The organism is Comamonas sp. MYb396 (genome assembly GCF_037479555.1).
Lineage (GTDB): Bacteria > Pseudomonadota > Gammaproteobacteria > Burkholderiales > Burkholderiaceae_C > Comamonas.
On the sequence record NZ_JBBGYU010000002.1, the window covers coordinates 77,745 to 103,199 of the forward strand.

General features: G+C 65.3%; 20 protein-coding genes. 10 read left to right on the top strand and 10 right to left on the bottom strand.

Annotation, left to right across the window (positions count from 1 at the left end; all coding sequences use genetic code 11):
- Positions 1–68 precede the first annotated feature (68 nt).
- Complete coding sequence (locus WH265_RS04405; protein WP_339536431.1) at positions 69–833, bottom strand: IspD/TarI family cytidylyltransferase; 765 nt, start codon at positions 831–833, stop codon at positions 69–71.
- A gap of 303 nt (positions 834–1,136) precedes the next feature.
- On the opposite strand from WH265_RS04405, the gene mfd reads away from it, so the two are divergent.
- The 5 genes from mfd to WH265_RS04430 all read left to right on the top strand — a co-directional run bounded on the left by mfd (position 1,137) and on the right by WH265_RS04430 (position 8,771).
- Complete coding sequence (gene mfd, locus WH265_RS04410) at positions 1,137–4,622, top strand: transcription-repair coupling factor (RefSeq protein ID WP_339557453.1); 3,486 nt, start codon at positions 1,137–1,139, stop codon at positions 4,620–4,622.
- 59 nt (positions 4,623–4,681) lie between these two features.
- Positions 4,682–5,395: a phosphoserine phosphatase SerB gene (gene serB, locus WH265_RS04415; RefSeq protein WP_021027415.1), complete on the top strand. Its 714-nt coding sequence runs from the start codon at positions 4,682–4,684 to the stop codon at positions 5,393–5,395.
- A gap of 185 nt (positions 5,396–5,580) precedes the next feature.
- Complete coding sequence (gene argE, locus WH265_RS04420) at positions 5,581–6,732, top strand: acetylornithine deacetylase (protein WP_339557454.1); 1,152 nt, start codon at positions 5,581–5,583, stop codon at positions 6,730–6,732.
- 127 nt (positions 6,733–6,859) lie between these two features.
- Positions 6,860–7,648, top strand: coding sequence for an SOS response-associated peptidase (locus WH265_RS04425; protein ID WP_339557455.1), 789 nt, complete (start codon positions 6,860–6,862; stop codon positions 7,646–7,648).
- Between the two features lie 223 nt (positions 7,649–7,871).
- Positions 7,872–8,771 (top strand): hypothetical protein, encoded by a 900-nt coding sequence (locus WH265_RS04430; protein ID WP_339557456.1) that lies wholly within the window; start codon positions 7,872–7,874, stop codon positions 8,769–8,771.
- A 46-nt stretch (positions 8,772–8,817) separates the two neighbouring features.
- Here the strand turns inward: WH265_RS04430 and xerD are convergent, their stop codons facing one another.
- The 3 genes from xerD to WH265_RS04445 all read right to left on the bottom strand — a co-directional run bounded on the left by xerD (position 8,818) and on the right by WH265_RS04445 (position 12,015).
- The gene (gene xerD / locus WH265_RS04435) at positions 8,818–9,783 is read right to left on the bottom strand and encodes a site-specific tyrosine recombinase XerD (protein ID WP_339557457.1); all 966 of its coding nucleotides are present in this window, start codon (positions 9,781–9,783) and stop codon (positions 8,818–8,820) included.
- A gap of 68 nt (positions 9,784–9,851) precedes the next feature.
- On the bottom strand, positions 9,852–10,832 hold the full coding sequence (locus WH265_RS04440; RefSeq protein ID WP_027011016.1) for a tripartite tricarboxylate transporter substrate binding protein BugE: 981 nt from the start codon (positions 10,830–10,832) through the stop codon (positions 9,852–9,854).
- A 217-nt stretch (positions 10,833–11,049) separates the two neighbouring features.
- Positions 11,050–12,015 carry a tripartite tricarboxylate transporter substrate binding protein BugE gene (locus WH265_RS04445; protein ID WP_027011017.1) on the bottom strand — a complete coding sequence of 322 codons (966 nt, stop codon included), beginning with the start codon at positions 12,013–12,015 and terminating at the stop codon, positions 11,050–11,052.
- Between the two features lie 233 nt (positions 12,016–12,248).
- Between WH265_RS04445 and WH265_RS04450 the strand changes: the two genes are divergently transcribed.
- Positions 12,249–13,178: an AEC family transporter gene (locus tag WH265_RS04450; RefSeq protein ID WP_339557458.1), complete on the top strand. Its 930-nt coding sequence runs from the start codon at positions 12,249–12,251 to the stop codon at positions 13,176–13,178.
- Positions 13,179–13,218: 40 nt separating this feature from the next.
- Positions 13,219–13,893: a DUF459 domain-containing protein gene (locus WH265_RS04455; RefSeq protein WP_339557459.1), complete on the top strand. Its 675-nt coding sequence runs from the start codon at positions 13,219–13,221 to the stop codon at positions 13,891–13,893.
- Positions 13,894–13,924: 31 nt separating this feature from the next.
- On the opposite strand, the gene queG is transcribed toward WH265_RS04455, so the two are convergent.
- Entirely contained in the window at positions 13,925–14,974 is a 1,050-nt protein-coding gene (gene queG / locus WH265_RS04460) for a tRNA epoxyqueuosine(34) reductase QueG (RefSeq protein WP_339557871.1), read from the bottom strand.
- Between the two features lie 84 nt (positions 14,975–15,058).
- Between queG and tsaE the strand changes: the two genes are divergently transcribed.
- Positions 15,059–15,550, top strand: coding sequence for a tRNA (adenosine(37)-N6)-threonylcarbamoyltransferase complex ATPase subunit type 1 TsaE (tsaE, locus tag WH265_RS04465; protein ID WP_021027425.1), 492 nt, complete (start codon positions 15,059–15,061; stop codon positions 15,548–15,550).
- Positions 15,547–17,148, top strand: coding sequence for an N-acetylmuramoyl-L-alanine amidase (locus WH265_RS04470; protein ID WP_445228484.1), 1,602 nt, complete (start codon positions 15,547–15,549; stop codon positions 17,146–17,148). Before tsaE ends, WH265_RS04470 begins: the two co-directional genes overlap by 4 nt.
- Positions 17,149–17,220: 72 nt before the next feature.
- On the opposite strand, the gene WH265_RS04475 is transcribed toward WH265_RS04470, so the two are convergent.
- Positions 17,221–17,865: a VTT domain-containing protein gene (locus WH265_RS04475; RefSeq protein WP_043340888.1), complete on the bottom strand. Its 645-nt coding sequence runs from the start codon at positions 17,863–17,865 to the stop codon at positions 17,221–17,223.
- 193 nt (positions 17,866–18,058) lie between these two features.
- Here WH265_RS04475 and mutL point away from each other — a divergent pair, with 193 nt between their 5' ends.
- Complete coding sequence (mutL, locus tag WH265_RS04480) at positions 18,059–20,164, top strand: DNA mismatch repair endonuclease MutL (RefSeq protein ID WP_339557460.1); 2,106 nt, start codon at positions 18,059–18,061, stop codon at positions 20,162–20,164.
- Positions 20,165–20,244: 80 nt separating this feature from the next.
- Here mutL and WH265_RS04485 read toward each other — a convergent pair whose 3' ends face one another.
- The 4 genes from WH265_RS04485 to WH265_RS04500 all read right to left on the bottom strand — a co-directional run bounded on the left by WH265_RS04485 (position 20,245) and on the right by WH265_RS04500 (position 25,343).
- Positions 20,245–21,813, bottom strand: coding sequence for a DHA2 family efflux MFS transporter permease subunit (locus WH265_RS04485; RefSeq protein WP_021027661.1), 1,569 nt, complete (start codon positions 21,811–21,813; stop codon positions 20,245–20,247).
- Between the two features lie 52 nt (positions 21,814–21,865).
- Complete coding sequence (locus WH265_RS04490; RefSeq protein ID WP_312989783.1) at positions 21,866–23,104, bottom strand: HlyD family secretion protein; 1,239 nt, start codon at positions 23,102–23,104, stop codon at positions 21,866–21,868.
- 80 nt (positions 23,105–23,184) lie between these two features.
- On the bottom strand, positions 23,185–24,729 hold the full coding sequence (locus WH265_RS04495; protein WP_339557461.1) for an efflux transporter outer membrane subunit: 1,545 nt from the start codon (positions 24,727–24,729) through the stop codon (positions 23,185–23,187).
- Entirely contained in the window at positions 24,726–25,343 is a 618-nt protein-coding gene (locus WH265_RS04500; protein ID WP_339557462.1) for a MarR family winged helix-turn-helix transcriptional regulator, read from the bottom strand. The genes WH265_RS04495 and WH265_RS04500 overlap by 4 nt, the downstream gene beginning before the upstream one ends.
- Between the last annotated feature and the right edge of the window lie 112 nt (positions 25,344–25,455).

Consider the following 25,455-nt stretch of genomic DNA (forward strand, 5'->3'; position numbering starts at 1 on the left):
CCGCATCCCAGCGCAAGCTGCCACAGGCCCGCCGAGGAGCGGAAGCTGTGCAGCGCGTCGCCTGGGATTCAATCAAAAAGTGCCGCCACCTGGCTGTCACCGCTGGCCATGCGCTGCAGCAGCAAGGCCTCGGCCAGCGCAAAGTCATCCGGGAAGGTGACCTTGAAGTTAAAGCTGCTGCCCGGCACCAGCCGGGGCTGCAAGCCCAGCGCCTCGATGGCACTGGCCTCGTCGGTGACATCGTTGCAGCGCTCCAGCGCTTCGAGCAGCGTACCGATACGGAACATCTGCGGCGTCTGCGCCAGCCACTTGTCCACCCGGGGCAAGGTGCTGCTGACGCGGCTTTGGCCATGGGCATCGGTGGCAGCGGCCTTGAGTGTATCGGGCAATGGCAGCGCCAACAGGCCCCCCACCGCATCGGCCGCACATTCCTGCATCAGCTGCTCGATCTGGCCGGGCTTGATCAGGCAGCGCGCCGCATCATGCACCAGCACCCAGTCATGCGGCTGCGCGCCCAGGCCCGAATCGCCCAGCAAACTGCGCAGGCCACCGGCCACGGTATCGGCCCGGCTGGGGCCACCGCAAGGACTGATGGCAAAGCCTGGCCGCTGGTAGTGCTGCAAAAAATCATCGCCGGGGCTCACGCCCACCAGCACGCCTGACAGCGGCTTGGCCGCCATAAAGGCGGCCAAGGTATGCAGCACCAGCGGCCAGCCCGCCACCTGCTGGTACTGCTTGGGCAGATGGGCGGGGCGCGCCGCATCCACCGCCCGGGCGCCCACCCCGGCGCAGGGCAAAAAGGCCCAGAACCTGGCCACCACCTCCTGGCGCATCTCGCCCAGCGCCTGGGTCTGGGCGCCCGGGTCGGCGGGGGGCACCGTTGCGGGCACCGTCACCGGCGCAGCCACCTCCGGTGCAGCCCTGGGTACAGCAGGGATCAATTCGTTGCGGGTGGTCTGGTTCATGGGGGTATTTTAGAATGGAGTGGTTGCACGGCGCTGTCAGCCAGACCCGTGCTTTTGCTGTTTATTGCGCGGCCAGGCCTGCCCTTTGATGGGGCGGCCTTGGCTGCACAGGCCCAGGCGCGGCACGCTGCCCTGGGCTGTAGTCCGTGTATGGACTGGTTCGGACCACGTATGGAACTCCCCAAGCTCACCGCCGGAAAACGTTTTCAACTGCCCATGCCTCCGGGCAGCGCCGATGCCTTGCTGCTCGCGACCTTGGCCACCCGCGAGGCCGCAGCGCAGCGCGTCACCGCCATCATCACCGCCGACGCAGGCGATGCCCATCGCCTGCAGGACGAGCTGGCGTTTTTTGCCCCAGAGCTGCGCGTGGCCCTGTTCCCCGACTGGGAAACCCTGCCCTATGACACCTTCTCGCCGCACCAGGACCTGATCAGCGAGCGGCTGGCTGCGCTGTGGCGCATCAGCCAGGCCGAAGCCGATGTGGTGCTGATCCCGGCCACCACGGCGCTGTACCGGCTGGCGCCGCCCTCCTTTCTGGCGGGCTACACCTTTGCGTTCCAGGCCGGGCAAAAGCTCGATGAGGCGCGCCTCAAGGCCCAGCTCACCCTGGCGGGCTACAACCATGTCTCCCAGGTGGTGAGCCATGGCGAATACTCGGTGCGTGGCGGCCTGATCGATCTCTACCCGATGGGCTCGCTTGTGCCCTACCGGGTCGACCTGTTCGATGACGAGATCGACTCCATCCGCACCTTTGACCCCGACACCCAGCGCAGCCTCTACCCGGTCAAGGACGTGCGCCTGCTGCCCGGGCGCGAGTTCCCGATGGACGACGAGGCCCGCGCTCGCTTTCGCAACAAGTGGCGCGAGATGCTCGAAGGCGACCCGACCAAGAGCCGCATCTACAAGGACATGGGCAACGGCGTGGCCACGGCCGGTATCGAGTACTACCTGCCGCTGTTCTTTGACGAGACCGCGACTGTCTTCGACTACCTGGGCAGCCAGGCCACCGTGGTGCTGCATGGCGATATCGAGCCGGCCTTCCAGCGCTTTTGGCAGGACACGCGCGACCGCTACCGCCTGGTGCAGGGTGACCCCGAGCGCCCGGTGCTGCCGCCCGACAGCCTGTTCCTGAGCCCCGACCAGTTCTACGCCACCGCCAAGCAGATGGCCCAGCTGTCGCTGCGCCCCCAGCTCGAAGACGTGGAGCACAGCGCCATCTTCCAAAAGCTGGGCGACCTGGCTGTGGTGCGCGGCGCCGAGGACCCGCTCGCCAAGCTGCAGCAGCACATTGCCCAGCGCCAGGCCCGCACCTTGCTGCTGGCCGAGAGCGATGGCCGGCGCGAGAGCCTGCTCGATTTCTTCCGCGCCAGTGGCCTCAACCCACCGGCCTTTGATTCGCTGGCCGAGTTCCAGCAGACCACGGATGAGCCCGTCGGCATTGCCACGGCCGCGCTCGCCAAGGGCTTTCGCTGGGCCGAGCAAGGCATTGATTTCGTCACCGAGACCGAGCTGTTTGCCGCCACCGGCGGCGCCCGCCGCAAGCGCCGCCAGGAGCAGGCCAGCGATGTCGAGGCGCTGATCAAGGATTTGTCCGAGCTGAAGGTCGGCGACCCGGTCGTCCATGCGCAGCACGGCATCGGCCGCTACCATGGCCTCATCAACATGGATGTGGGCCAGAAGAACCCCGATGGCACACCGGCGCTGCAGGAGTTCCTGCACCTCGAATACGCCGACAAGGCTGTGCTCTATGTGCCCGTCAGCCAGCTCGCGCAGATCAGCCGCTACACCGGCGTCTCGGCCGAAGAAGCCCCCCTGCACAAGCTGGGCAGCGGCCAGTGGGAAAAGGCCCGCCGCAAGGCTGCCGAGCAGGTGCGCGACACGGCAGCCGAGCTGCTCAACATCTATGCCCGCCGCGCCGCGCGTGAAGGCCATGCCTTCCGCTACAGCCCGCAGGACTATGAGCAGTTCGCCAACGACTTCGGCTTTGAGGAAACCGCCGACCAGCGCGCCGCCATCCATGCAGTGATCCAGGACATGATCTCGCCCCAGCCCATGGACCGTCTGGTTTGCGGCGACGTGGGCTTTGGCAAGACCGAGGTCGCCTTGCGTGCCGCCTTTGTGGCCGTCACCGGTGGCAAGCAGGTCGCCCTGCTCGCGCCCACCACCTTGCTGGCCGAGCAGCACTACCAGACGCTGGCCGACCGCTTCTCCAAGTGGCCGATCAAGGTCGCGCTGGTCTCGCGCTTTCGCTCCGGCAAGGAAGTGAACACCACGATCAAGGGGCTCGATGACGGCACGGTCGACATCGTCGTCGGCACGCACAAGCTGCTGTCTGAAAAAACCCAGTTCAAGAACCTGGGCCTGCTGATCATCGATGAGGAACACCGCTTTGGCGTGCGCCACAAAGAGGCGATGAAGGCCATGCGTGCCGAGGTCGATGTGCTCACACTGACGGCCACCCCGATTCCGCGCACCATGGGCATGGCGCTCGATGGCCTGCGCGACCTGTCGGTGATCGCCACCGCGCCGCAGCGCCGCCTGGCGATCAAGACTTTTGTGCGCAGCGAAGGCACCGGCGTGATCCGCGAAGCCGTGCTGCGTGAGTTGAAGCGCGGCGGCCAGTGCTACTTTCTGCACAACGAGGTCGAGACCATCGAGAACCGCCGCCAGAAGCTCGAAGAGATCCTGCCCGAGGCCCGCATCGCCGTGGCCCACGGCCAGATGCCTGAGCGCGAGCTCGAGCGCGTGATGCGCGACTTTGTCGCCCAGCGCTACAACATCTTGCTGTGCTCGACCATCATCGAGACCGGCATCGACGTGCCCAGCGCCAACACCATCATCATCAGCCGCGCCGACAAGTTTGGCCTGGCGCAGCTGCACCAGCTGCGCGGCCGCGTGGGCCGCAGCTACCACCAGGCCTATGCCTATCTGATGGTTCCGGACCTGGACGGCCTGACCAAGCAGGCCGCGCAGCGCCTCGAAGCCATCCAGCAGATGGAAGAGCTGGGCAGCGGCTTTTACCTGGCCATGCATGACCTGGAAATCCGGGGCGCGGGCGAAGTGCTGGGCGACAACCAGAGCGGCAACATGATGGAGATCGGCTACCAGCTCTACAACGAGATGCTGTCTGAGGCCGTGCGCAGCTTGAAGGAAGGCAAGGAGCCCGACCTGCTCAGCCCCCTGTCGGCGGCCACCGACATCAACCTGCACGCCCCGGCGCTGCTGCCCAACGACTACTGCGGCGATGTACACCTGCGCCTGTCCTTCTACAAGAAGCTGGCGACCGCCAAGACCAGCGACCAGATCGACAACCTGCTCGAAGAGATCGTGGACCGCTTTGGCAAGCTGCCGCCGCAGGCCCAGACCTTGGTCGATGTGCACCGCCTGCGGGTGCTCTGCGAACCCTTTGGCGTGCAGAAGGTCGATGCCGCGCCCGGCGTGATCAACATCACCTTCTACCCCAACCCGCCGATCGAGCCGATGACCATCATCGGCCTGATCCAGAAGAACAAGGCCATCAAGCTGGCCGGCAACGACAAGCTGCGCATCGAGCGCGCGCTGCCCGAGGTCAAGGACCGCGTGCAGATGGTGCGCGATGTGGTGCGCAGCCTGGGCAAGCCCGTCACGGCCGCTGCAGCCGCTGTGGCCACGGCCTGAGCGGTCTGTCTGAACCCGCCCGTTTATCATTCCCCTACCCTCACCCCTCAAAAGCTCCCATGAGTGCCTCTACCGAATTCGCCCCCGGCCTGACCATCCAGAACCTGGCCACGCCGCAAAAGCTGTCCGACTACAAGCTGATCGCGTTCGACATGGACTCGACCCTGATCACCATCGAGTGCATTGACGAGATCGCCGACATCACCGGCAAGAAGGCCGAGGTCGCTGCGATCACCGAAGCGGCGATGCGCGGCGAGATCACCGACTACAAGGACAGCCTGCGCCAGCGCATGGCCCTGCTCCAGGGCGTGCCCATGGCCGCCATCGAGCGCGTGCTGCAAGAGCGCCTGACCCTGACCCCCGGCGCCAAGACCCTCGTCGATGCCGCGCATGCGGCCGGCCTCAAGGTGCTGCTGGTCTCGGGCGGCTTCACCTTTTTTGCCGACCATGTCAAAAGCCTGCTGGGCATCGACTTTGTGCGCGCCAACCAGTTCGAGGTCAAGGACGGCCAGTTGACCGGCGGCCTCATCGACCAGAGCTGGGGCGATATCTGCGACGGTGAAGAAAAGCGCAGCACCGTGCTGGGCCTGGCATCGCTGATGGGCATCGATCCCGAGCAGGTGATTGCCGTGGGCGATGGCAGCAATGACCTGCCGATGATGCGCGCCGTGGGCCTGTCGGTGGCGTTCCATGCCAAGCCCCGCGTGCGTGCCGAGGCCAAGGTGGCGATCAACACCGGCGGGCTGGACCGCCTGCTCGAAGTGCTGGGCTGATAGCCCCTTCCGACCAGGTCGGGCCATAACGGGAGCTACGGGCTCCCGTTTTTCTTTCTGTCCCAGCCACTGGGCCATCCCATCTAAAACCCCAACACCCAACCCCAGCTTAGGCAGCGCGCGCTGCCCGCATAGCCCAAGCGCCCTACACTCAGCCACTTGCATGTAACACCAAGTGAAGCGCTATGAACACCCGCTCCTGGCTGGAAAAGCTGGTCGCATTCGACACCACCAGCCGCAACTCCAACCTCGCCCTGATCGAAACCGTGCGTGATGCACTGGCCCACCAGGGTCTGAAGGCCGAGCTGATCCACTCGCCCGAAGGCGACAAGGCCAACCTGTTTGCCACCTTGCCGGCCGATGACGGCAGCACCCAAGGCGGCATCGTGCTGTCGGGCCACACCGATGTGGTGCCGGTCGACGGCCAGAACTGGGACAGCGACCCGTTCACGCTGACCGAAAAGGAAGGCCGGCTCTACGGCCGTGGCAGCGCCGACATGAAGGGCTTTATCGCCGCATCGATCGCGCTGGTGCCCGAGTTCCTCGCCATGCCGCGCAAAAAGCCCATCCACCTGGCGCTGTCGTATGACGAGGAAGTGGGCTGCGCAGGCGCCCCGGTGATGCTGCGCGCCTTGAAGGCACGCGGCCAGCAGGCCGATGGCTGCGTGGTGGGCGAGCCCACCAGCATGCAGGTGGTGGTCGCGCACAAGGGCATCAACCTGTACCGCTGCAAGGTGCATGGCAAGGCGGCGCACTCGTCGCTGACGCCCAAGGGCTGCAATGCCATCGAGTACGCCGCACGCCTGATCTGCCATATCCGCGATGTGGCCGACCAGTTCAAGGCCAACGGCCCCTACGACGAGTTCTATGACGTGCCGTTCACGACCATGACCACCAACCAGATCTCGGGCGGTATCGCGGTCAACACCATCCCCGAGCTGTGCGAGTTCAACTACGAGTTCCGCAACCTGCCGGGCATGACGGCCGAGAGCATCCAGGCCAAGGTGCAAAGCTATGTCACCGGCGAGCTGCTGCCGCGCATGCGCCGCGAGTTTGCCGATGCCCGCATCGACATCGAAACCGGCCCCGCCGCCCCCGCGCTGGAAGCCAGCGAGCAAGCGGCCATCACCGCGCTGGTGCGTGCGCTGACCGCCGACCAGGCCACGCGCAAGGTGGCCTATGGCACCGAAGCCGGCCTGTTCCAGAACCTGGGCATCCCCACCGTCGTCTGCGGCCCCGGCAATATCGAGCAGGCCCACAAGCCCAATGAGTTTGTCGAGATCAGCCAGCTCGAGGCCTGCGAGCGCTTCCTGCGCAAGCTGGGCCAGTCGCTCTGATCTAAAATACGCACTGCGGCCGCAAGGCTTGCCACCGAGCCCACCCTGCCCCAGGGTGGGCTTTTTATCTTCTGCCAGAAACCGGCGCCAGCGAATGCTGCTGCAGCCTTCACGTACCATTGCGCCCATGAGCACCCAATACGAAGCCCTCAAAGCCCCCGAGCTGTACCTCAGCGCCTTCCAGGTAGAGCCCCCTGCAGAGATGGGCGAGCGCAAGATGACGCCACGCCGGCCCGGCTTCTTTATCACCACCAGCCTGACGGGCTCCACCGATGCTGAAAATTCGGCACGCAAGGCTGCGCTGGCCGAGCAGGCCGCTGCAGAAGCGGCAGCGAGCGGTGCCACCGCCGATGCCGAACCCGCGCCCGCTGCTGTGCCGGTGGTCACACCCCGCCTGCTGGTGCCCGCGCAATGGGGCCTGGTGCCGCACTGGGTCAAGTCCGCATCCGACGGCCAGCTGCGCGCCACCAAGCTGGTGAATGTCAAATCCGACAACGCCTCCACCAGCACCGCCTTTCGCGATGCCTGGCTGAACAACCAGCGCTGCATCGTACCGATGATGGCGTTCGTGACCGACGACTACCGCACCGGCAAGGCCAAGCCCACGCGCATTGCCCGCGTCGACGGCCTGCCGATGGGTGTCGCCGGCATCTGGTCCCGCTGGACCGACGACGACGGCACCGAGCTGCTGAGCTACGCCATCATCACCGTCAACGCCAATGCCCATGCGCTGATGAACCGCTACCAGCAGCCCGGCAATGACAAGACCATGCCCGCCGTCCTCAACGAAGGCGCCTATGACGCCTGGTTGCGTTCATCGGCCTACAAGGCCAAGGAATTTCTGCGCGCCTACCCCGCGCAAAAGCTGCTGGCCAATCCGGTCGAGAAGGGCCGCAAGAATCCGCTGGGGATTTGATCCATGGCGAGGCGCATTCACAACGCTGTAGTCCGCCAATAGCTTCAAGCCAAGCCGCGCAACCTATAGTTGGCAGAGTTTCCATGACACCCTGCCCTTCATGTTTCGTTGGCTGACCTCTTTTCTTGTACCCAACTCCGCTGCGGATACGGCAGCCCAGGCGCCTGTCGCTGCAGCCCGGATTGCCATGTCTCAGGGCGAGCCACTTGTCTTGGCCTCCGTCATGCAGGACGCCAACGGCCTGCCCCTGTTCGACTGGTCAGCGGTGTCCGAATGGGTTTCGCATCTGCCAGACACTGAGGAACAGGCCCAGGCCTGGAGCATGGCAGAGCGCGCTTGGTTTGACCATCTGTCCATAGCGCTGGGGCCAGACTTTCGGGTGCGCGAATATGGCACGGCGCTCCTGCTGTCCAACCTCGATCCGGTGGTCGCCAAGGCCATGCTGAGCTACATCGATAAAAGCGCCCAGCGGATCCTGCAGGTGCTGGAGGGCGTGGCCGAAGTACCGCTCTGGGGCCATGACCTGGTCATCGTGTTCCAGGACAAGGAGAGCTACTACCGCTATGTCGCGCACTATTACCCCGACGAGGGTGAGTATGCAGAAAGCAGCGGTATGTACATCCAGGCGGGGTGCGGGCATTTTGTGACCATGGCCGACAGCCTCCAGGCGCTGGAGCCTGTCATCGTGCATGAACTCACCCATGCCTACGTCCACCACTTGCCGCTGCCTACCTGGCTGAACGAAGGCTTGGCCGTCAATACCGAGCAGCGCCTGAGTCCGGCGGCAGGCATGCGCCCAGACCTTCCCAAAATGCATGCACGCCACCAATCGTTCTGGAATGCCGATCGCATCCAGTCCTTCTGGAATGGCCAATCGTTCTCGCAAACTGGTGCCTCAAACGAGCTGTCCTACGATTTGGCACGCTTGCTGGTGGCCCACTTGGCGGCGGATTGGACAGCCTTTCGCCACTTTGCATTGCAGGCCCACCAGCAAGATGGTGGCGCCCATGCGGCGAGCGACTGCCTGGATATTGCCTTGGGCGCCTTGGTGTGTGCGCTGCTTGATCGGGAGCCATCCCCCGGCTGGGAGCCAATACCGGCTTTGTGGACTTCAGTGGAATAGCGTCAGCGGTTCCGTCGACTGCCGCAAGCCCAAGATCGCAGATCGATCACCCACGCGGATGGTGCTGGCTGTGCAGCACCTTGAGGCGCTCGCGCGCCACATGGGTGTAGATGGTGGTGGTGGAGATATCGGCATGGCCCAGCAGCAGCTGCACCACGCGCAGATCAGCGCCATGGTTGAGCAAATGCGTGGCAAAGGCGTGGCGCAGGGTGTGGGGCGAGAGCGGCGCGGTAATGCCGGCGCGCTGCGCATATTTTTTGACGATCATCCAGAACGCAACCCGCGTCATGCCGCTGCCGCGCTGGGTGACAAACAGGTCCGCACTTTGCCGCCCGGCCAGAATGGTGGGCCGGCTTTCGGCCAGGTACTGCTCCAGCCATTGCTGGGCCACCTGGCCAAAGGGCACCAGCCGCTCCTTGCTGCCTTTGCCCACCACGCGCACGATGCCATCGGCCAGGCTGAGCTGCACGCTTTGCAGCTCTACCAGCTCCGACACGCGCAGGCCGCTGGCATACATCAGCTCCAGCATCGCGCGGTCGCGCAGGCCCAGTGGGTTGCCGGCGTCGGGGGCTTCGAGCAGCGCGTCGACCATGGCCGAGGTCATCGTCTTGGGCACGCGCAGCGGCTGGCGCGCTGCCAGCATGCGCAAGGTGGGATCGGCGCTGATCAGCGACTCGCGCAGCGCCCAGTGGAAAAAGCGCCGCAGCACTGTGAGGCGCCGGTTGGCCGTGCTGGCCTTGTCGCCCATGCGGGTGGCAAAAAAGGCCTGCAGCTGGGCCTCATCGCTGCGCTCCAGCGCCTGGCCGGGATGCTCCTCGGCCAGCCACTGGCCGTACAGCGCCAGGTCGCGCCGGTAGGCCGCCAAGGTATTGCGCGCCAAGCCGTCTTCCAGCCACACCGCATCGATAAAACGGTCAATCACCGGGTGCGCCGCTGCAGTGCGTCCCGGCGCGGACGAAGGAGCTGAAGGAGGGACTGACGGGGGTGGTGCAGATCGTGGAGCGCTTGCCATGCCCGGCATCATGGCATGAAAAAAGCCGCCGGCTTGCGCGGGCGGCTTGGGGATGTTGGAAGCGGCGATCAGTCCAGCTTCAGGTCCTGCTTCTTGACCACGTCCTTGTAGACGTCGAACTCGGCCTTGATCTGCTCGGCAAACTGCTCGGGCGTGTTGCCCACCACCAGCGAGCCGGTGTCTTCGATGCGCTTCTTCACCGCAGGGTCGGCCAGCACCTTCTTGGTGGCGGCATTGATGCGGTCCACGACATCCTTGGACACGCCCTTGGGCGCGAGGATGCCGTAGAAAGCCATGCGGTTCACCGGCTCCAGGCCCACTTCCTTGAAGGTCGGCACATTGGGCAGCACCGCCAGGCGCTCAGGCGCGGCCACGACGATGGGCACCAGGCGGTTGTCCTTCACAAAAGGCAGGGTCGAGGGCAGGTTGTCCAGGATCATGTTGACCTGGCCGGCCACCGTGTCGTTCAGTGCCGGGCCCGCACCACGGTAGGCGATGTGGGTCATCTGGATACCGGTCAGGCTCTTGTACAGCTCCATCAGCATGTGCTGGATGCCGCCGGTGCCAGACGACGAGTAGGCGTACTTGTTGGGGTTCTTCTTGAGCTCGGCCTCGAACTCCTTGTAGTCCTTGGCTGGGAACTTCGGGTTCACCGCAATGATGTTGGGCGTGGCCGCCACATTGATGATGGGCGTGAAGTCCTTGATCGGGTCGTAGGAGATCTTGGGGTTGATCGCCGGGTTGGTGGCCACCGTGGAGACGGTCGCAATGCCCAGCGTGTAGCCGTCGGCCGCTGCGCGCACCGTTTCCACCGCACCGATGGTGCCGCCAGCACCACCCTTGTTGTCCACCACCACGGGCTGGCCCAGCTCCTTGCCCAGGGGGTCAGCGATCACGCGCGCAATGATATCGGTGGTGCCGCCAGCTGCAAAAGGAACGATCAGGCGAATGGGCTTGTTAGGGTATTTTGTATCGGCCAGAGCGCCAGTGCTCAAGGTGGCTGCGGCAGCAGCGATCAAGGTCAGGCCCACGAGAGAGCGACGTTGCATGATGAATCTCCTCATTTGAAATGGTGTGGCCGTCGTTCGCGTGCCGGTGGATGACCCGCATGGCGCACGGCCACGTAATGCTTTTTCAGCACAGCGCGTTTATACCGGATTAATACGTCCGCAACCGTGCTGCAACCGCACAAAAAGCGCGTGATTTCCCTAGGATTTCCCTAGAAATGCGCACGCGCTTTGAGGCAGAACAGACGAGGGACGGGGATCAGTCCAGCTGGATGCCCTGCTTGTCCACCACCGCCTTGTAGGCCGCGTATTCGTCCTTCATCTGCTGGGCAAACACCTCAGGCGTGGTGCCCAGGATGTCCGAGCCAGTCTCTGCGATGCGCTTTTGCACGTTCGGGTCTTCCAGCGCCTTTTTGGTGGCCGCGTTGACTTTGTCAACAATCTCCTTGGGCAGGTTCTTGGGGCCGACGATGCCGTAATAGGCACTGCGGTTGACCACGGGAACGCCCACTTCGGTGAACGTGGGGATGGACTCCAGCCCGGCCACGCGCTTGGGGGCGGCCACCACGATGGCGCGCAGGCGCTTGTCGCGAATAAAGGGGTAGGCCGAGGGCAGGTTGTCAAAAATCATGTTGACCTGGCCGGCGACCGTGTCGTTCAGCGCCGGGCCGCCACCCCGGTAGGGGATGTGCACCACGTTCACACCGGTTTCGGACTTGAGCATTTCCATCAACAAATGGGCAATGCTGCCGGTGCCGGGCGTTGCATACGAGTACTTGCCGGGGTTCTTCTTGAGCTCGGCAATGAACTCCTGGTAGTTGTTGGCCGGAAAGCTCGGGTGCACCGCAATCACATTGGGCGTGGCCGCCACATTGATGATGGGCGTGAAATCGCGCTGCACGTTGTAGGGCATCTTGGGGTTGACGGCCGGGTTGGTGGCCGTGGTCGACACCGTCGCGATGCTCAGGGTGTAGCCATCGGGCTGGGCACGCGCGGCTTCCGCGGCGCCCACGGTGCCGCCGCCACCGCTCTTGTTGTCCACCACCACCGGCTGGCCGAGGGCCTTGGACAGCGGCTCCGAGATCACGCGCGCCACGATGTCGGTGGTGCCGCCTGCGGCAAACGGCACGATCAGGCGGATGGGCTTGTTGGGATAGGGATCAGCGGCCAGGGCAGCGCTGCTGCCCAGCGCCAGTGCCATGGCCAGGCACAGTCGGCGGTTCATCATGGTGGAGGTCTCCTCGGGATCTGGGGCGCTGGCTGGGGCCAGCTTGGACATGGCTCCCATGCTAGCGGTGTTGCCTGGCGGTTCTGCCCCAAAGCGCGCCGCAGATGGCCCGTGTTTTCCCGCATCGGGGCGGCGGATAGCGCAATTGGCAACTGCTTTGGCAGGGCTTGCACCCAGCAGCATGCTTACCGCCGCGACAGCGATTGGGCCGCAGCGAACGCCCTTCCGCTATGCTTGCGCCGGTGAACTACGCCCAACTGCTTTTCCCCGATTTCTCGCTGATCCTGATTGGCTACCTGGTCTGCCGCTACACGGCGCTGAACCGGGCCATCTGGCAGCCGGTGGAAAGCCTGGTGTACTACTTCCTCTTTCCCACCTTGCTGTTCTATTCGATCATCAGAAGCCCGATCGACTGGCAGGGCACCTCCAACCTGATGCTGGCCGGTGTGGCCACGGGCCTCGTCGCCATCGCGATGACCTACACCCTGCCGCGCTGGCCCTGGCTGGGTAAAAGGGTGGACAGCCGCGACGCCGCTGCCAGCGCGCAGATCGCGTTTCGCTTCAACTCCTTTATCGGCCTGGCGCTGGCCGACCGGCTGGCCGGCCCCCAAGGCCTGCAGCTGATCTCGGTGCTGATCGGCGTCTGCGTGCCCATGTTCAATATTGCCGCCGTCTACCCGATGGCCAAGGGCTCGCAAAATGGTTTTATGCGCGAGCTGCTGCGCAACCCGCTGATCGTCGCCACGCTCACGGCCCTCATCTGCAACCTGCTGGGGCTGCGCCTGCCCGCCATCGTCGAGCCCACCGTCGCCCGCATCGGCCAGGCCTCCATTGTGCTGGGCCTGATGTCGGCGGGCGCCGGCATGCAGCTGGGGCTGCTGGCGCGCGGCAAGCTGCTCAGCGGCGCGGTGCTGGCCATCCGCCACTTTGTCACGCCGCTGATTGCGCTGTGCATGGCCCACTGGCTGGCGCTGTCGGCCCAGCAGGCCGCCATTTTGCTGATCTTCTCTGCCTTGCCGACCGCATCGACCTGCTATGTGCTGGCCGCGCGCATGGGGTACAACGGCGCCTATGTCGCGGGGCTGGTGACCTTGTCCACCATCTGCGGGGTGGCCAGTCTGCCGTTTGCACTCAGCCTGCTGGGCTGGTGGCCGGTTTAACAACGCGGCCTGCCAAGGCCATCGGTTAAGCTCGGCGGCTATGGAGAAAACCATTGATTCCGCACGCCGCCAAAGCCTCCAGCGCCTGGCGCTCATCCCCTTCCTGGGCCTGGCCGCAGCCGGGCTGGCCGCCTGCAGCAAAAAGGCGCCACTCGCCGCTGCGCTGCCTGCGGGCGCCACGGTGCTCGCATTGGGCGATTCGCTGACCCAGGGCGTGGGCGCCAGCGCCGCGCAGTCCTACCCGCAGTTGCTGGCCGAGCGCACCGGCTGGAACGTCATCAATGCCGGCATCTCCGGCGAAACCAGCAGCCAGATTGCGCAGCGCCTGCCGCAGCTGTTGGAGACCCATCAACCGGCCCTGGTGATTGTTTGCGCCGGCGGCAACGACTGGCTGCGCCGCCAAAGCGCGCAAGCGGCCCAGGCACAGATCGCCAGCATGCTGCAGCAGTGCAAGGCGCGGCACATTGCCGTGTTGCTGGTGGCGGTGCCCGAGTTCAGCATGAGCGCCGCGCTGACCGGCCGCATCCAGGACCACCCGATCTACGAGGCGCTGGCCAAGGACGAGCAGGTTCCCTTGCTCGCCAAGGCCTGGAGCGAGGTGCTGGCCAACGACGCCATGCGCGCCGACCAGGTGCATGCCAATGCGGCGGGCTATGCGCGCTTTACCGAACTGCTGGTCGCGCAGCTCAAGGCCTCGGGCTTTCTCAGCGCCTAAGAACCTGCTCTAAGCGCCGATCGCGGCACCATCAGGCGCTGCGCTGGCCCAGCCCCCAGGCCACATGCTCGCGCACCATGGCGCTGTCGTGGTCCGCGCGGCTGTGCAGCGCCTGCGCATAGCGCGCCTCGCCCGTCTGGCGCCAGGCATTGCCGAGCGCAACGGCAATATTGCGCAGCCAGCGCGCATGGCCGATGCGGCGTATGGGGCTGCCCTCGGTGATGCGCAAGAACGTCGCCTCGTCCCATGCAAACAGATGGGGCAGCTGCTGGTCCATCAGCGCGCCGCGCGCATCAAAATCGGGCAGCACCGCGCGCTGGGCAAACTTGTTCCAGGGGCAGGCGAGCTGGCAGTCATCGCAGCCATAGATGCGGTTGCCCATGGGCGCGCGAAATTCTTCCGGAATGGCGCCATCGAGCTCGATCGTCAGGTAGGAGATGCAGCGCCGCGCATCGACCGATTGCGGCGCCACGATGGCGGCCGTCGGGCAGGCATCGATGCAGGCCGTGCACTGGCCGCAATGCGCCGTGACCGGCGCAGTCGCCGGCAAGGCGATATTGACAAAGATCTCGCCGAGAAAAAACATCGAGCCGGCATCGCGGCTCAGCACCAGCGTGTGCTTGCCCCGCCAGCCCTGGCCGCTGCGGCTGGCCAGCTCGGCCTCCAGCACCGGGGCCGAATCGGTGAACGCGCGGTGCGCCAGGTTGTGTTCGCCAAGCGCTGCATCGATGCGCTCGGCCAGCTTTTGCAGCCGGTTGCGCAGCACCTTGTGGTAGTCGCGCCCCCGGGCATAGACGCTCACCAGGCCCTCGCCGGGCCTGGCATGGCGCTCCCACTCCTGCCGCTGCCAGTCGGCAGCGGTGTTTTGCGGCAGATAATCCATGCGTGCTGTAATCACGCTGAGCGTGCCGGGCACCAGTTCGGTCGGCCGGGCGCGCTTGAGGCCATGGGCCTGCATGTAATGCATCTCGCCATGGAAACCTTTTTCCAGCCACTGCATCAATCCAGTTTCCGCCGTCGACAAATCCACGCCTGCCACGCCGATTTGGGAAAATCCCAGCTCCAGCGCCCAGTCGTTGATCTGTTGAATGAAAGTGGGATCAGCGGCGTCCATGTGCTGCTATTGTAAAAAACCTGAGGGCCCGCGCGGCCCGGGAACGACATTTTGAACGCTACTGCCAGCCCCTCCTACCCCGCGCTCCATCTGGTCTGGAAAGACGAGCGCGATACGGAAGCCTTTGCCGCACGCCTGGCCGCGCAGGCAGCGCTGTCGAATGTTTACCTAACTTTGCATGGCGATCTGGGCGCGGGCAAAACCACCTTGGTGCGCCACCTGCTGCGTGCGCTGGGCGTGCAGGGCCGCATCAAGAGCCCCACCTATGCGGTGGTCGAACCGCATGAGGGCCGCGACTTCCCCATCTGGCACTTTGACTTCTACCGCTTCGACGATCCGCGCGAGTGGGAAGACGCCGGCTTTCGGGATATTTTTGCCAGCCCCGGCCTGAAAGTGGCAGAATGGCCGCAGAAGGCTGCAGCGGTAACTCCTATTGCCGATGTAGCTATCAGTATTGAAGCAATCAACGAATCAGAACGCCAGGTGCATCTGCAGGCCTTCACCCCGGCAGGTGCCTCCATCGTCCAAGGGTTTTCAGCGTGAGCGACACCCCGAAATATCTCCCAGCCTCTGCCCCTTTCACCACCGCTGACGGTGCGCCCGCCAGCCACCACGGCCTCTCGCGCCGCGATCTGCTGCGCGGCGGCAGCCTGGTGCTGCTGCTGGGCAGCAGCCACCTGGCCTTTGGCGCCAGCATCGTTGCAGTTCGCCTCTGGCCCTCCAAGGACTACACCCGCGTCACGATCGAGTCCGACACCCCGCTCAAGACCGAGCAGCGCTTTGTGCCCGAGCCGCCGCGCCTGGCGGTCGATATCGAAGGGATCGACCTCAACCCCGCGCTGCGTGAGCTGGTGGCCAAGGTCCGCTCGGACGACCCCAATATCGCCGGCATCCGCGTGGGCCAGAACTCGCCCAATGTCGTGCGCCTGGTGATCGACCTCAAGCAGGAGGCCAAGCCCCAGGTCTTTACCTTGAAGCCGGTCGCCCCCTACCAGCACCGCCTGGTGCTGGACCTGTACCCCGCCCGGCCCAGCGATCCGCTCGAGAGCCTGATCACCGAGCGCATGATGGAAAACAGCCACAGCGCCGTGGCCGCAGCGCCGGCCCCTGTGCCCCCGCCTGCGGCGGGCAGCAGCCTGCCACCGTCAGTGGCCGCTGCGATTGCCGGCGACCCGCCCGCGCCCGCTGCGCTGGGCACCGTGGTGGCCGCCTCCCCACCCTCGCCAGCAGCCGCCGCCCAGGCTGCCGACCCGCTGGCCGAGCTGATTGCCAAGAGTGGCAACCGCCCGGTGGCACCCCCCGTTGCACCGGTCGCGCCGCCGCCCACCGTCGTGGCTGCAGCACCTCCTCCGCCCCCGCCGCCGCCTCCTCCTCCACCGCCCGCACGCGGCCGCCCGGCATCGCGCACCGACCGCCTCATCATCGTCGCGCTCGACCCCGGCCATGGCGGTGAAGACCCTGGCGCCACCGGCCCCAGCGGTATCCGCGAAAAAGACATCGTGCTCAAGATCGGCCACATGCTGCGCGAGCGCATCAACAACAGCAGCGTGGGCGGCAACCCGATGCGCGCGTTCATGACACGCGATGCCGACTTCTTTGTGCCGCTCAACACCCGGGTCGAAAAGGCCCGCCGTGTGCAGGCCGACCTGTTCATCAGCATCCATGCCGATGCGTTCACCAAGCCATCGGCCAATGGCGCCAGCGTGTTTGCGCTGAGCGAGCGCGGCGCGACCAGCTCGGCCGCGCGCTGGCTGGCCAACAAGGAGAACCAGGCCGACATGGTGGGCGGCCTGAACGTGGCCGGCGTCGGCAGCAGCGATGCCCATGTACAGCGCGCGCTCTTGGACATGAGCACCACCGCCCAGATCAATGACAGCCTCAAGCTCGGCACCCATGTGCTGGGCCAGCTGGGCCAGTTTGCCCGCCTGCACAAGCCCCGCGTGGAGCAGGCAGGGTTTGCCGTGTTGAAGGCGCCCGACATCCCCAGCGTGCTGGTCGAGACCGCCTTCATCAGCAACCCCGAAGAAGAAGCCAAGCTGCGCACCACCGCCTACCAAAACCAGCTCGCTGACGCCATCATGCGCGGCATCCAGGCCTATTTTGCGAAGAACCCGCCGCTGGCGCGCAACCGCACGGTATAAGCGTCAATCCAGCTTTGCAGCCACAAAAAAGGGACCGCCTCGGCGGTCCCTTGCTCATCGTGCAGTCGCTGCTCAGACGGTGCCAGCGGCCTTCTCGTTCCTGCCGGCGCGCCAGGCACCAAAGATGGCCAGCAGACCGGGCACGAGGATCAGGCCCCAGATGATCTTCTCCAAGTTGGCCTTGACCCAGGGCAGGTTGCCAAAGAAGTAACCCGCCGCGCAAATGCCAAACACCCAGATGGCCGCGCCAATCAGGTTGTAGGCAATGAACTTGGCACGGTTCATGTTGGCCACGCCCGCCACAAAGGGCGCAAAGGTGCGCACAAACGGCATGAAGCGCGCCAGGATGATGGTGATGCCGCCATAGCGCTCGTAGAACGCATGGGCCTTGTCAAAGGCCTTGCGGTTGAACCAGCGCGAGTTCTCCCACTTGAACACCTTGGGCCCCAAATGGTGGCCGATCTGGTAATTGCACTGGTCGCCGAGGAAGGCCGCCGCAAACAGCAAGCCGGTAGCCAGCGGAAAACTCATCAGCCCCGCACCGCACATGGCGCCGACGATGAACAGCAGCGAATCGCCGGGCAAGAAGGGCATCACCACGACGCCGGTCTCGACAAAGACGATCAGAAACAGCAGCGCATAGACCCACATGCCATAGGTCGTTACAAAAGCTTCCAGGTACTTGTCGACATGCAAGATGAAGTCGATCAGATGCATGCCCGCATCGATGAACCAGCTGAAAAATTCCAAAACACAACCTCTCTACACAAAAACCGCAGCAGCCCTGAGGCCCTGCGGCAAACCATCTTGATCACCACTTAGGCAGACTAGGGAACTGCAGCCCCAGGGCCCAAAGTGGCGATTGCACACTTTACCCCGAATGCCAGGCGGCTTTGCCTAAAATCCCTGCATGACCGCAGATACCGCACCCGCCTCCCTTGACCCGGCAGACGCCCCCAACGATGCTTTGACGCCTGCAGCCCACAGTGGCAGCAGCGCTGCGCCCACGCGCCGTCCCATCCAGGATCTGCCCGATGAGCTGGTCAGCCAGATCGCGGCCGGCGAGGTGGTCGAGCGCCCCGCCTCCGTCGTGCGCGAGCTGGTCGACAATGCGCTCGATGCAGGTGCCACCAGCATCACCGTGCGCCTGCTCGCCGGTGGTGTGCGGCTGATCACCGTCGAAGACGATGGCTGCGGCATTCCGCGCGAAGAGCTGCCCATTGCGCTGCGCCGCCACGCGACCAGCAAGATCCGCAACCTGCATGACCTCGAATCGGTGGCGACCATGGGGTTCCGGGGGGAGGCGCTGGCTGCCATTGCCTCGGTCTCGGAGATGAGCGTGCTCTCGCGCCCCGCCCAGCAAGAGAGCGCCTACCTGCTCGATGCCCGCAGCGGCGAGCTGCGCCCCGCCGCCCGCAACCCCGGCACGACGATGGAGGTCAAGGAGCTGTTTTTCAGCACGCCTGCGCGGCGCAAGTTTTTGAAGACCGATGCCACCGAGCTGGCCCATTGCGTCGAGGCCGTGCGCCGCCATGCGCTCACCCGCCCGGGCGTAGGCTTTGCGATCTGGCATGAGGGCAAGCTGGTCGAGCAATGGCGCGCCACCCTGCCGCTCCGCAGCGATGCAGACCTGCCCGACGACGCCGCCTGGCAGCAGCTGGAGCAGCGGGCGATGGACAAGCGCCTGGCCGATGTGCTGGGCCCCGATTTTCTCGAGCAATCGATTGTCGTGAACTACCAGGCCGGCCATGTGCAGGTACGCGGCCGCGCGGGTCTGCCCGATGCCGCACGCTCGCGTGCCGACCAGCAGTTCTGCTATGTCAACGGCCGCTTTGTGCGCGACAAGGTGCTCACCCATGCCGCGCGTGCCGCCTATGAGGATGTGCTGCACGGCCACCGCCAGCCGGTCTATGCGCTCTATATCAGCCTCGATCCGATGCGGGTCGATGTGAACGTGCACCCGACCAAGATCGAGGTACGCTTTCGCGATAGCCGCGAGGTGCACCAGGCGGTGCTGCATGGCGTGGAGAACGCACTGGCCGCCCCGCGCGCCCAGCAGCTGCTGGACGCTGCGGCCGCAGTGCCCACACCGGCAACGGCCGGCCAGCCGACCGCCTTGCCAGGCCAAGCCTATGCGCCAGCCCCCCAGGCGCAGACTGCGATGCGCTTTGAGGCCCCGCCCCGCGTCAACGGCCTGCAGGCGCTGCAGCAAACGGCTGCGCTCTGGGGCCAAGGTGGGGGCGCTGCAACGCCGGATGCAACGCTGGCAGGCATGTCCAGCAACACAGCCACCAGCATCGATGCCACGCCCTGGCAGGTGCAGGAAGCCAGCCCGCGCTGGAGCCCGCAACCCGCTGCCGGTGCGATGGCCGCCGGCGCGCCGCTGGTGCCCACCCTGCCCCCGGAATCTGCCGACAACCCCTGGCCGCTGGGCCGGGCCGTGGCGCAGATCCATGGGGTCTATATCCTCGCGGAAAACGCCCAGGGCCTGGTCATTGTCGATATGCATGCAGCCCATGAGCGCATCGTCTACGAGCGCCTCAAAAGCCAGCTCGATGACGGCGATGCCAGCAGCGCCATTGCCAGCCAGCCACTGCTGATTCCTGCGACCTTCTCGGCCACACCCGAAGAAGTGGCCACCGCCGAAGACCACAGCGAGACCCTGGCCCAGCTGGGGCTGGAGGTCGTGCCCTTCTCGCCCAAGACCCTGGCCGTGCGTGCCACGCCCACCACCTTGGCCCAGGGCAACCCCGTGGAGCTGGCGCGCAGCGTGCTGGCCGAGCTGGCGCAGCACGATGCCAGCACCGTCGTGCAGCGCGCCCGCAACGAGATCCTGGGGACGATGGCCTGCCACGGCGCCGTGCGCGCCAACCGGCAACTCACCATCGACGAGATGAACGCGCTGCTGCGCGATATGGAGCACACCGAGCGCTCGGACCAGTGCAACCATGGCCGGCCCACTTGGCGCCAGCTGAGCATGAAGGAGCTGGACGCACTGTTCTTGCGCGGCCGCTAAACCGCGCCCCAGCGCCCAGACCGAAAAAAAGGAAGCCGAGGCTTCCTTTTTCCATGTATGCAGCGGTATGCAGTGTTAGATCAGTGCGCTGCCGATGCCGCCTCCGATCCGCCGCCACCCTGGCCCTTCTTGGGGCCCTTGGCCAGCCAGACCAGCGGGATCAGCAGCAGGAACAGCATCGACGAGGCCCAGAAAATATCATTGGCCGCCAGCATAAAGGCCTGCTGGTTGACCAGCTGGTCGACCCGGGCGAGCGCCTGCTGCAGCGTGAGCCCGCTGGCCTGCAGGCCTTGCACCACTTGCGCGGTGGGGCCGTCGCCCAGGCTGATGTGCTCGACCAGTTGCGCGTGGTGCAAGGTGGCGCGGCGCTCCCAAAGGGTAGTGGCGACCGAGGTACCGACGGCACCGGCAGTGATCCGCACAAAGTTCGACAGGCCCGATGCGCTGGGCATTTTCTCGGGCGGGATATCGCTCAAGGTGATGGTCATCAGCGGAATGAAAAAGCCTGCCATGGCCGCGCCCTGCACGATGGTCGGGATCATGATGGTCGTCAGGTCCACCTGGGTGTTGAAGCGCGAACGCATCCACATCACCAGACCGAAGACAATGAACGAGGCCGTTGCATAGCGCCGGGGATCGACCTTGTGGATGGTCTTGCCCACCACCGGCGAGAGCACCAGCGCCAGCAAGCCCACCGGCGCCAACACCAGGCCCGCATCGGTGGCCGTGTAGCCCATGAACTGCTGCAGCCACAAAGGCAGCAGCACCACATTGCCAAAGAACAGGCCATAGCCCACCGAGATGGCCAGGGTGCCGGCCCAGAAATTGCGGTTCTTGAACAAGCGCAGGTCCACCACCGGGTGCTTGTCGCCCAGCTCCCAGATCAGGAAGTACAAGAGGCCAACGACCGCAATCACCGCACAGGCGACCACCATCGGCGACTGGAACCAGTCGTGCTCCTTGCCGATATCCAGCATGATCTGCATCGCCGAGACCCAGACCACCAGCAGCCCGAGGCCAATCGCATCGATCGGCAAGGCCTTGCGCACCGAATCCCGGTTGCGGAAGATCGCCCAGGTAGCGCCCACGGACAGCATGCCGACCGGCACATTGATGTAGAAGATCCAGGGCCAGGACATGTTGTCGGTGATCCAGCCGCCCAGCAGCGGCCCCATCACCGGCGCGATCAGGGTCGTCATCGACCAGAAGGCCATCGCCGTGCCCGCCATCGCGCGCGGGTAACTGGCCAGCAGCAGCGACTGCGACAGCGGAATCATCGGCCCGGCGACAAAGCCCTGCAAGATACGGAACGCGATCAGGGTCGTCATGTTCGGGGCCAGGCCGCAAAGCCAGGACGAGATCACGAACAAGGTCACGCTGAGCATGAACAAGCGCACCTGGCCAAAGCGCATAGACAGCCAGCCGGTCAGCGGCACCGAGATCGCATTGGCCACGGCAAAGCTGGTGATCACCCAGGTGCCCTGGTTGGCGCTGACGCCCAGGTCACCGGCAATGGCCGGCAGCGACACGTTCGCGATCGAGGTGTCCAGCACATTCATGAACACTGCAGCCGACAGCGCCAGGGTGCCGATGAGGCGCGCCGAGCCTTCGAGCGGCGGGTGGGGTAGCGAGGGATTGGAAGTTGCCATAACGCATCCTTGGGGCCGCCCAGCGGGCAGCCCTGGTCAAAAGAAGGGGCGCTTACAGCTTCTTGCCGGCATTGCTGGCGATCACTTGCGCAATCACCGCATCGGCGCCTTCGTCCTGCACGTCATAGACATTGGTCTGCACCAGCGGCTCCTTGCGTGGCACGTCGGCCAGCAGCTTGCCGTCCTGGTTCTGGATGTCCACATCGACCAGCATCGACAGGCCCACGCGCAGCGGGTGCTCCTGCACCTGCTTGGGATCGAGCGCAATGCGCACCGGCACGCGCTGCACCACCTTGATCCAGTTGCCCGTCGCGTTTTGCGCGGGCAGCAGCGAGAAGGCAGCGCCCGTGCCCACGCCCAGGCCTTCAACCGTGCCGCTGTACTCGACCTTCTTGCCGTAAAGGTCGGCCGTCATCTTGACGGGCTGGCCCAGGCGCAGGTTGCGCAGCTGGTTTTCCTTGAAGTTGGCCTCGACCCAGAGCTGGTTCATCGGCACCACGGTCATCAGCGGCGTGCCGGGGGCCACGCGCTGGCCCACCTGCACCGAGCGCTTGCCCACCACGCCCGAGACGGGCGAGACCAGCTCGTTGCGCTGCATCGCCAGATAGGCCTCACGCACCTTGGCCGCAGCGGTCAGCACATTGGGGTGGTCGTTCACGCTGATGCCTTCGGTCAGCGACTGGTTGCTGGCCAGCTGCTCGCGCGCCGTGTTGACGGCGGCCTGCGACGCATTGACAGCGGCCTGGGCGGCATCGACCTGGCTTTGCGCATGGCTCAGCTCTTCCTTGGATACCGCGCCATTGCCCGTCAGTGCCTGGCGGCGTTTGAGGTCGCTTTGCGCGCGCACCAGGTCGTTCTTGGCCTTGGCCACTTCGGCCTGGCGCTGCGCGATCTGCGCGGTGTAGGAGCCATTGTTCACATACAGGGTGCGCACCTGGCGCACCGCCTGGGCCAGGTTGGCCTTGGCCTGCTCGAAGGCCACCTTGGCATCGGCCGGATCCAGGCGCACCAGGGCCTGGCCTTCCTTCACATAGTCGGTGTCATCGGCCAGGATGGACTGCACGGTGCCGGCGGTCTGCGGCGCGATCTGCACCAGGTTGCCCTGCACATAGGCGTTGTCGGTTTCTTCGAAATGGCTGTTGACCATCCAGTCATAGATGCCATAGGCGGCGCCCAGCACGATGACGAGGCCGGTCAGGCGCAGCAGCCATTTTTTGCGCGGCTGGGCTGCCGGTGCCTCAGGGGCTGCGGGCGCGGCGGAGGGAGAAGCGGAAGTGTTGTTGTTCGACATGGTATTGCGTAGCGAGTTATGTGACGAGAGGCTGGGCCTTCAAAGTCTTGCTTATGTGTGTTGCACGCGAGGTGGGCAGGTCAGCTCTTGGCGCTGTCCATCGGGGCGTTGGTCTGGGTGGGCGTGTTGCTGTCCGGGTTGGCGTTGCTGTCGCTGCGGCCACTGCTCTGGATCTGCTCCTGGTAGCCACCACCCAAAGCCTGGGCCAGCGCGGCATTGCTCGACAGAATGCGGGCCTCGACATCCACCATCTGCTGGCGCTGGGTCAGCACATTGGTCTCGGCCGACAGCACATTCAAATAGGTGCCCAGGCCAGCGGCATAGCGCTGGTTGGCAATATCGAGCGCGCTTTGCGCGGCATCGGCGGCGCGGCGCTGCTCGGGCAGCTGGGCATGGGCCGAGCGAGCACTGGCGACCTGGTCGGCCACATCGTGCACCGCCGTGATCACAGCCTGGTTGTAGGCCTGCACGGCCAGTTCATAGTCGGCCGATTTGCCGCTCAGATTGGCCCGCAGCCGGCCCGAGTCGAAGATCGGCAGGCTCAGCGCCGGGCCCACGCCCCATTCGCGCGCGCTGCCCTTGGCAAAGTTGTTGAAGCCAATGCTCGACAGGCCCAGGAAGGCCGTCAGGTCGATATCGGGGTAGAACTCGGCCTTGGCCTGGCGAATGCCTTGCTCGGCCGCTTCCACGCGCCAGCGCGCGGCCACAATATCGGCCCGGCGCCCCAGCAGGTTGGACGACAGCTGCGACGGAAAACGCGGCAGGCTCAGTTGGGCGATGGGCGATGCCACCAGTTCCTGGGCGCGTGCGGGCTGGCCCATCAACGCGGCCAGCGCGTTTTGTGCCAGCTGCTTTTGCTCACGCACTTGCAGCAGCTGCACCTTGGCCTGGGGCACGCCGCTCTCGCTTTGGCGCACTTCCAAGGTGGTGTCCAGGCCGGCGTCATAGCGGTCGCGCACCAATTGCAGGGTGTGGGCGCGCTGGTCAATGGCGCGCACGGCCACCTCTTCCTGCGCCTGCAGGCGGGACAGCTGCACATAGGCCAGCACCATATTGCTGGTCAGCAGCACGCGGGCGGCGTCCATATCGGCCTGGGCCGCGCGGGCCGAGCCCACAGCGGCATCCAGCGCTGCGCGGTGCTTGCCAAAGAGGTCCAGCGACCAGCTGCCATTGATGCGCGCCTCGGCCGTGCTGTAGTTGTTGCCGGCCAGGGGCGGCGGAATCATGCCGTTGGCCGGCGCATGGTTGCGCGTGGCGCTGGCCTGGCCATTGAGCTGCGGGCCCATTGCAGACTCACTGACCTGCGCCAGCGACCAGGCCTTGCGAATGCGCGCCTGCGCTGATTGCAGATTGGGGCTGTCGGCCAGCGCGGTGTCGATCAGCGCGTTGAGCTGCGCATCGCCCAGCGCCTTCCACCACTGCGCATCGACCGGGGCCACGGTCGCGGCCTGGTCCGCCGCGGAAGGCTCGCTGAGCAAGCCGACAGACTGCGGCGAGCGCAGCTGGGCATGGGTATCGATGCCGCGCATATCGGCGCATCCGGCGATAAACGTGGTGGCCGCCAGCGCAATGGCTGACAGGGCCAGCCGGCGGTCGGCGCCCACAAATGAAAAACTGCTGGTCATAGTGCCCTCTCCTTGCCGGGCTGGTGTGCTGTGTTGTCGGAGTTGTCGGAGTTGTCGGTGGCGTCACCGGCGCAGCCATCGGGGGGCAGGCACATGTCCACCGACAAGGTGTTGGGCATGGCCTCATAGATGCGGCGCAGGTAACCGTGGAACTGGGTCAATTCATCGGGGGACAAGGGGCTGAGCGCGGCGCTGTTAACGCCCTTGACGATGTCGGGCACCTGCATCGCAGCGGCCAGGCCCTCGTCGGTCAACCGCAGGCTGACCACGCGGCGGTCGTCGGTGGAGCGCTCGCGCTCGATGATGCCCTTGTCCACCAGGCGGTCGACCAGGCGCGTCATCGCGCCCGGGGTCTGCAGGGTGCGGCGTGCCAGGTCGGCCGAGGTATGGGCCTTGCCGCTGGCCAGGTGCAGCACCGGAATCCACTGCGCCTGCGTCAGGCCCAGCGGCTCCATGCGGCGGTCCACCTCCGCACGCACCACGGTGGAGATGATGCGCATCAACCAGCAGGGGAAATCCACCGGCCGGATGGCTTCAATCTCGGGAAAGCCGCCCGCCAGCGCTTCTTGCTCCTCGCCAGCAGACGCGGGATTTTCCTGGTGCGAATCGGTCATGCCGCAGGCCCTTTCTGAAATGGTTTACAAGGCAATGATTATCCAATCATTCATTGCCTAGGCAATTGTTGAAAAGGCAAAGACCACAATCGGCACACAGATTTTTGGCACT

Excerpts from the sequence above, each read along its gene's own strand:
- WH265_RS04485 (WP_021027661.1), bottom strand. The coding sequence starts at position 21,813 with ATGGCAACTTCCAATCCCTCGCTACCCCACCCGCCGCTCGAAGGCTCG.
- argE (WP_339557454.1), top strand. The coding sequence starts at position 5,581 with ATGAACACCCGCTCCTGGCTGGAAAAGCTGGTCGCATTCGACACCACC.
- serB (WP_021027415.1), top strand. The coding sequence starts at position 4,682 with ATGAGTGCCTCTACCGAATTCGCCCCCGGCCTGACCATCCAGAACCTG.
- WH265_RS04445 (WP_027011017.1), bottom strand. The coding sequence starts at position 12,015 with ATGAACCGCCGACTGTGCCTGGCCATGGCACTGGCGCTGGGCAGCAGC.
- mutL (WP_339557460.1), top strand. The coding sequence starts at position 18,059 with ATGACCGCAGATACCGCACCCGCCTCCCTTGACCCGGCAGACGCCCCC.
- xerD (WP_339557457.1), bottom strand. The coding sequence starts at position 9,783 with ATGGCAAGCGCTCCACGATCTGCACCACCCCCGTCAGTCCCTCCTTCA.
- mfd (WP_339557453.1), top strand. The coding sequence starts at position 1,137 with ATGGAACTCCCCAAGCTCACCGCCGGAAAACGTTTTCAACTGCCCATG.
- WH265_RS04440 (WP_027011016.1), bottom strand. The coding sequence starts at position 10,832 with ATGCAACGTCGCTCTCTCGTGGGCCTGACCTTGATCGCTGCTGCCGCA.
- WH265_RS04430 (WP_339557456.1), top strand. The coding sequence starts at position 7,872 with ATGCAGGACGCCAACGGCCTGCCCCTGTTCGACTGGTCAGCGGTGTCC.
- WH265_RS04490 (WP_312989783.1), bottom strand. The coding sequence starts at position 23,104 with ATGTCGAACAACAACACTTCCGCTTCTCCCTCCGCCGCGCCCGCAGCC.
- WH265_RS04455 (WP_339557459.1), top strand. The coding sequence starts at position 13,219 with ATGGAGAAAACCATTGATTCCGCACGCCGCCAAAGCCTCCAGCGCCTG.
- WH265_RS04495 (WP_339557461.1), bottom strand. The coding sequence starts at position 24,729 with ATGACCAGCAGTTTTTCATTTGTGGGCGCCGACCGCCGGCTGGCCCTG.
- WH265_RS04450 (WP_339557458.1), top strand. The coding sequence starts at position 12,249 with ATGCTTGCGCCGGTGAACTACGCCCAACTGCTTTTCCCCGATTTCTCG.
- WH265_RS04405 (WP_339536431.1), bottom strand. The coding sequence starts at position 833 with ATGCGCCAGGAGGTGGTGGCCAGGTTCTGGGCCTTTTTGCCCTGCGCC.
- WH265_RS04500 (WP_339557462.1), bottom strand. The coding sequence starts at position 25,343 with ATGACCGATTCGCACCAGGAAAATCCCGCGTCTGCTGGCGAGGAGCAA.
- WH265_RS04475 (WP_043340888.1), bottom strand. The coding sequence starts at position 17,865 with ATGCATCTGATCGACTTCATCTTGCATGTCGACAAGTACCTGGAAGCT.
- WH265_RS04425 (WP_339557455.1), top strand. The coding sequence starts at position 6,860 with ATGAGCACCCAATACGAAGCCCTCAAAGCCCCCGAGCTGTACCTCAGC.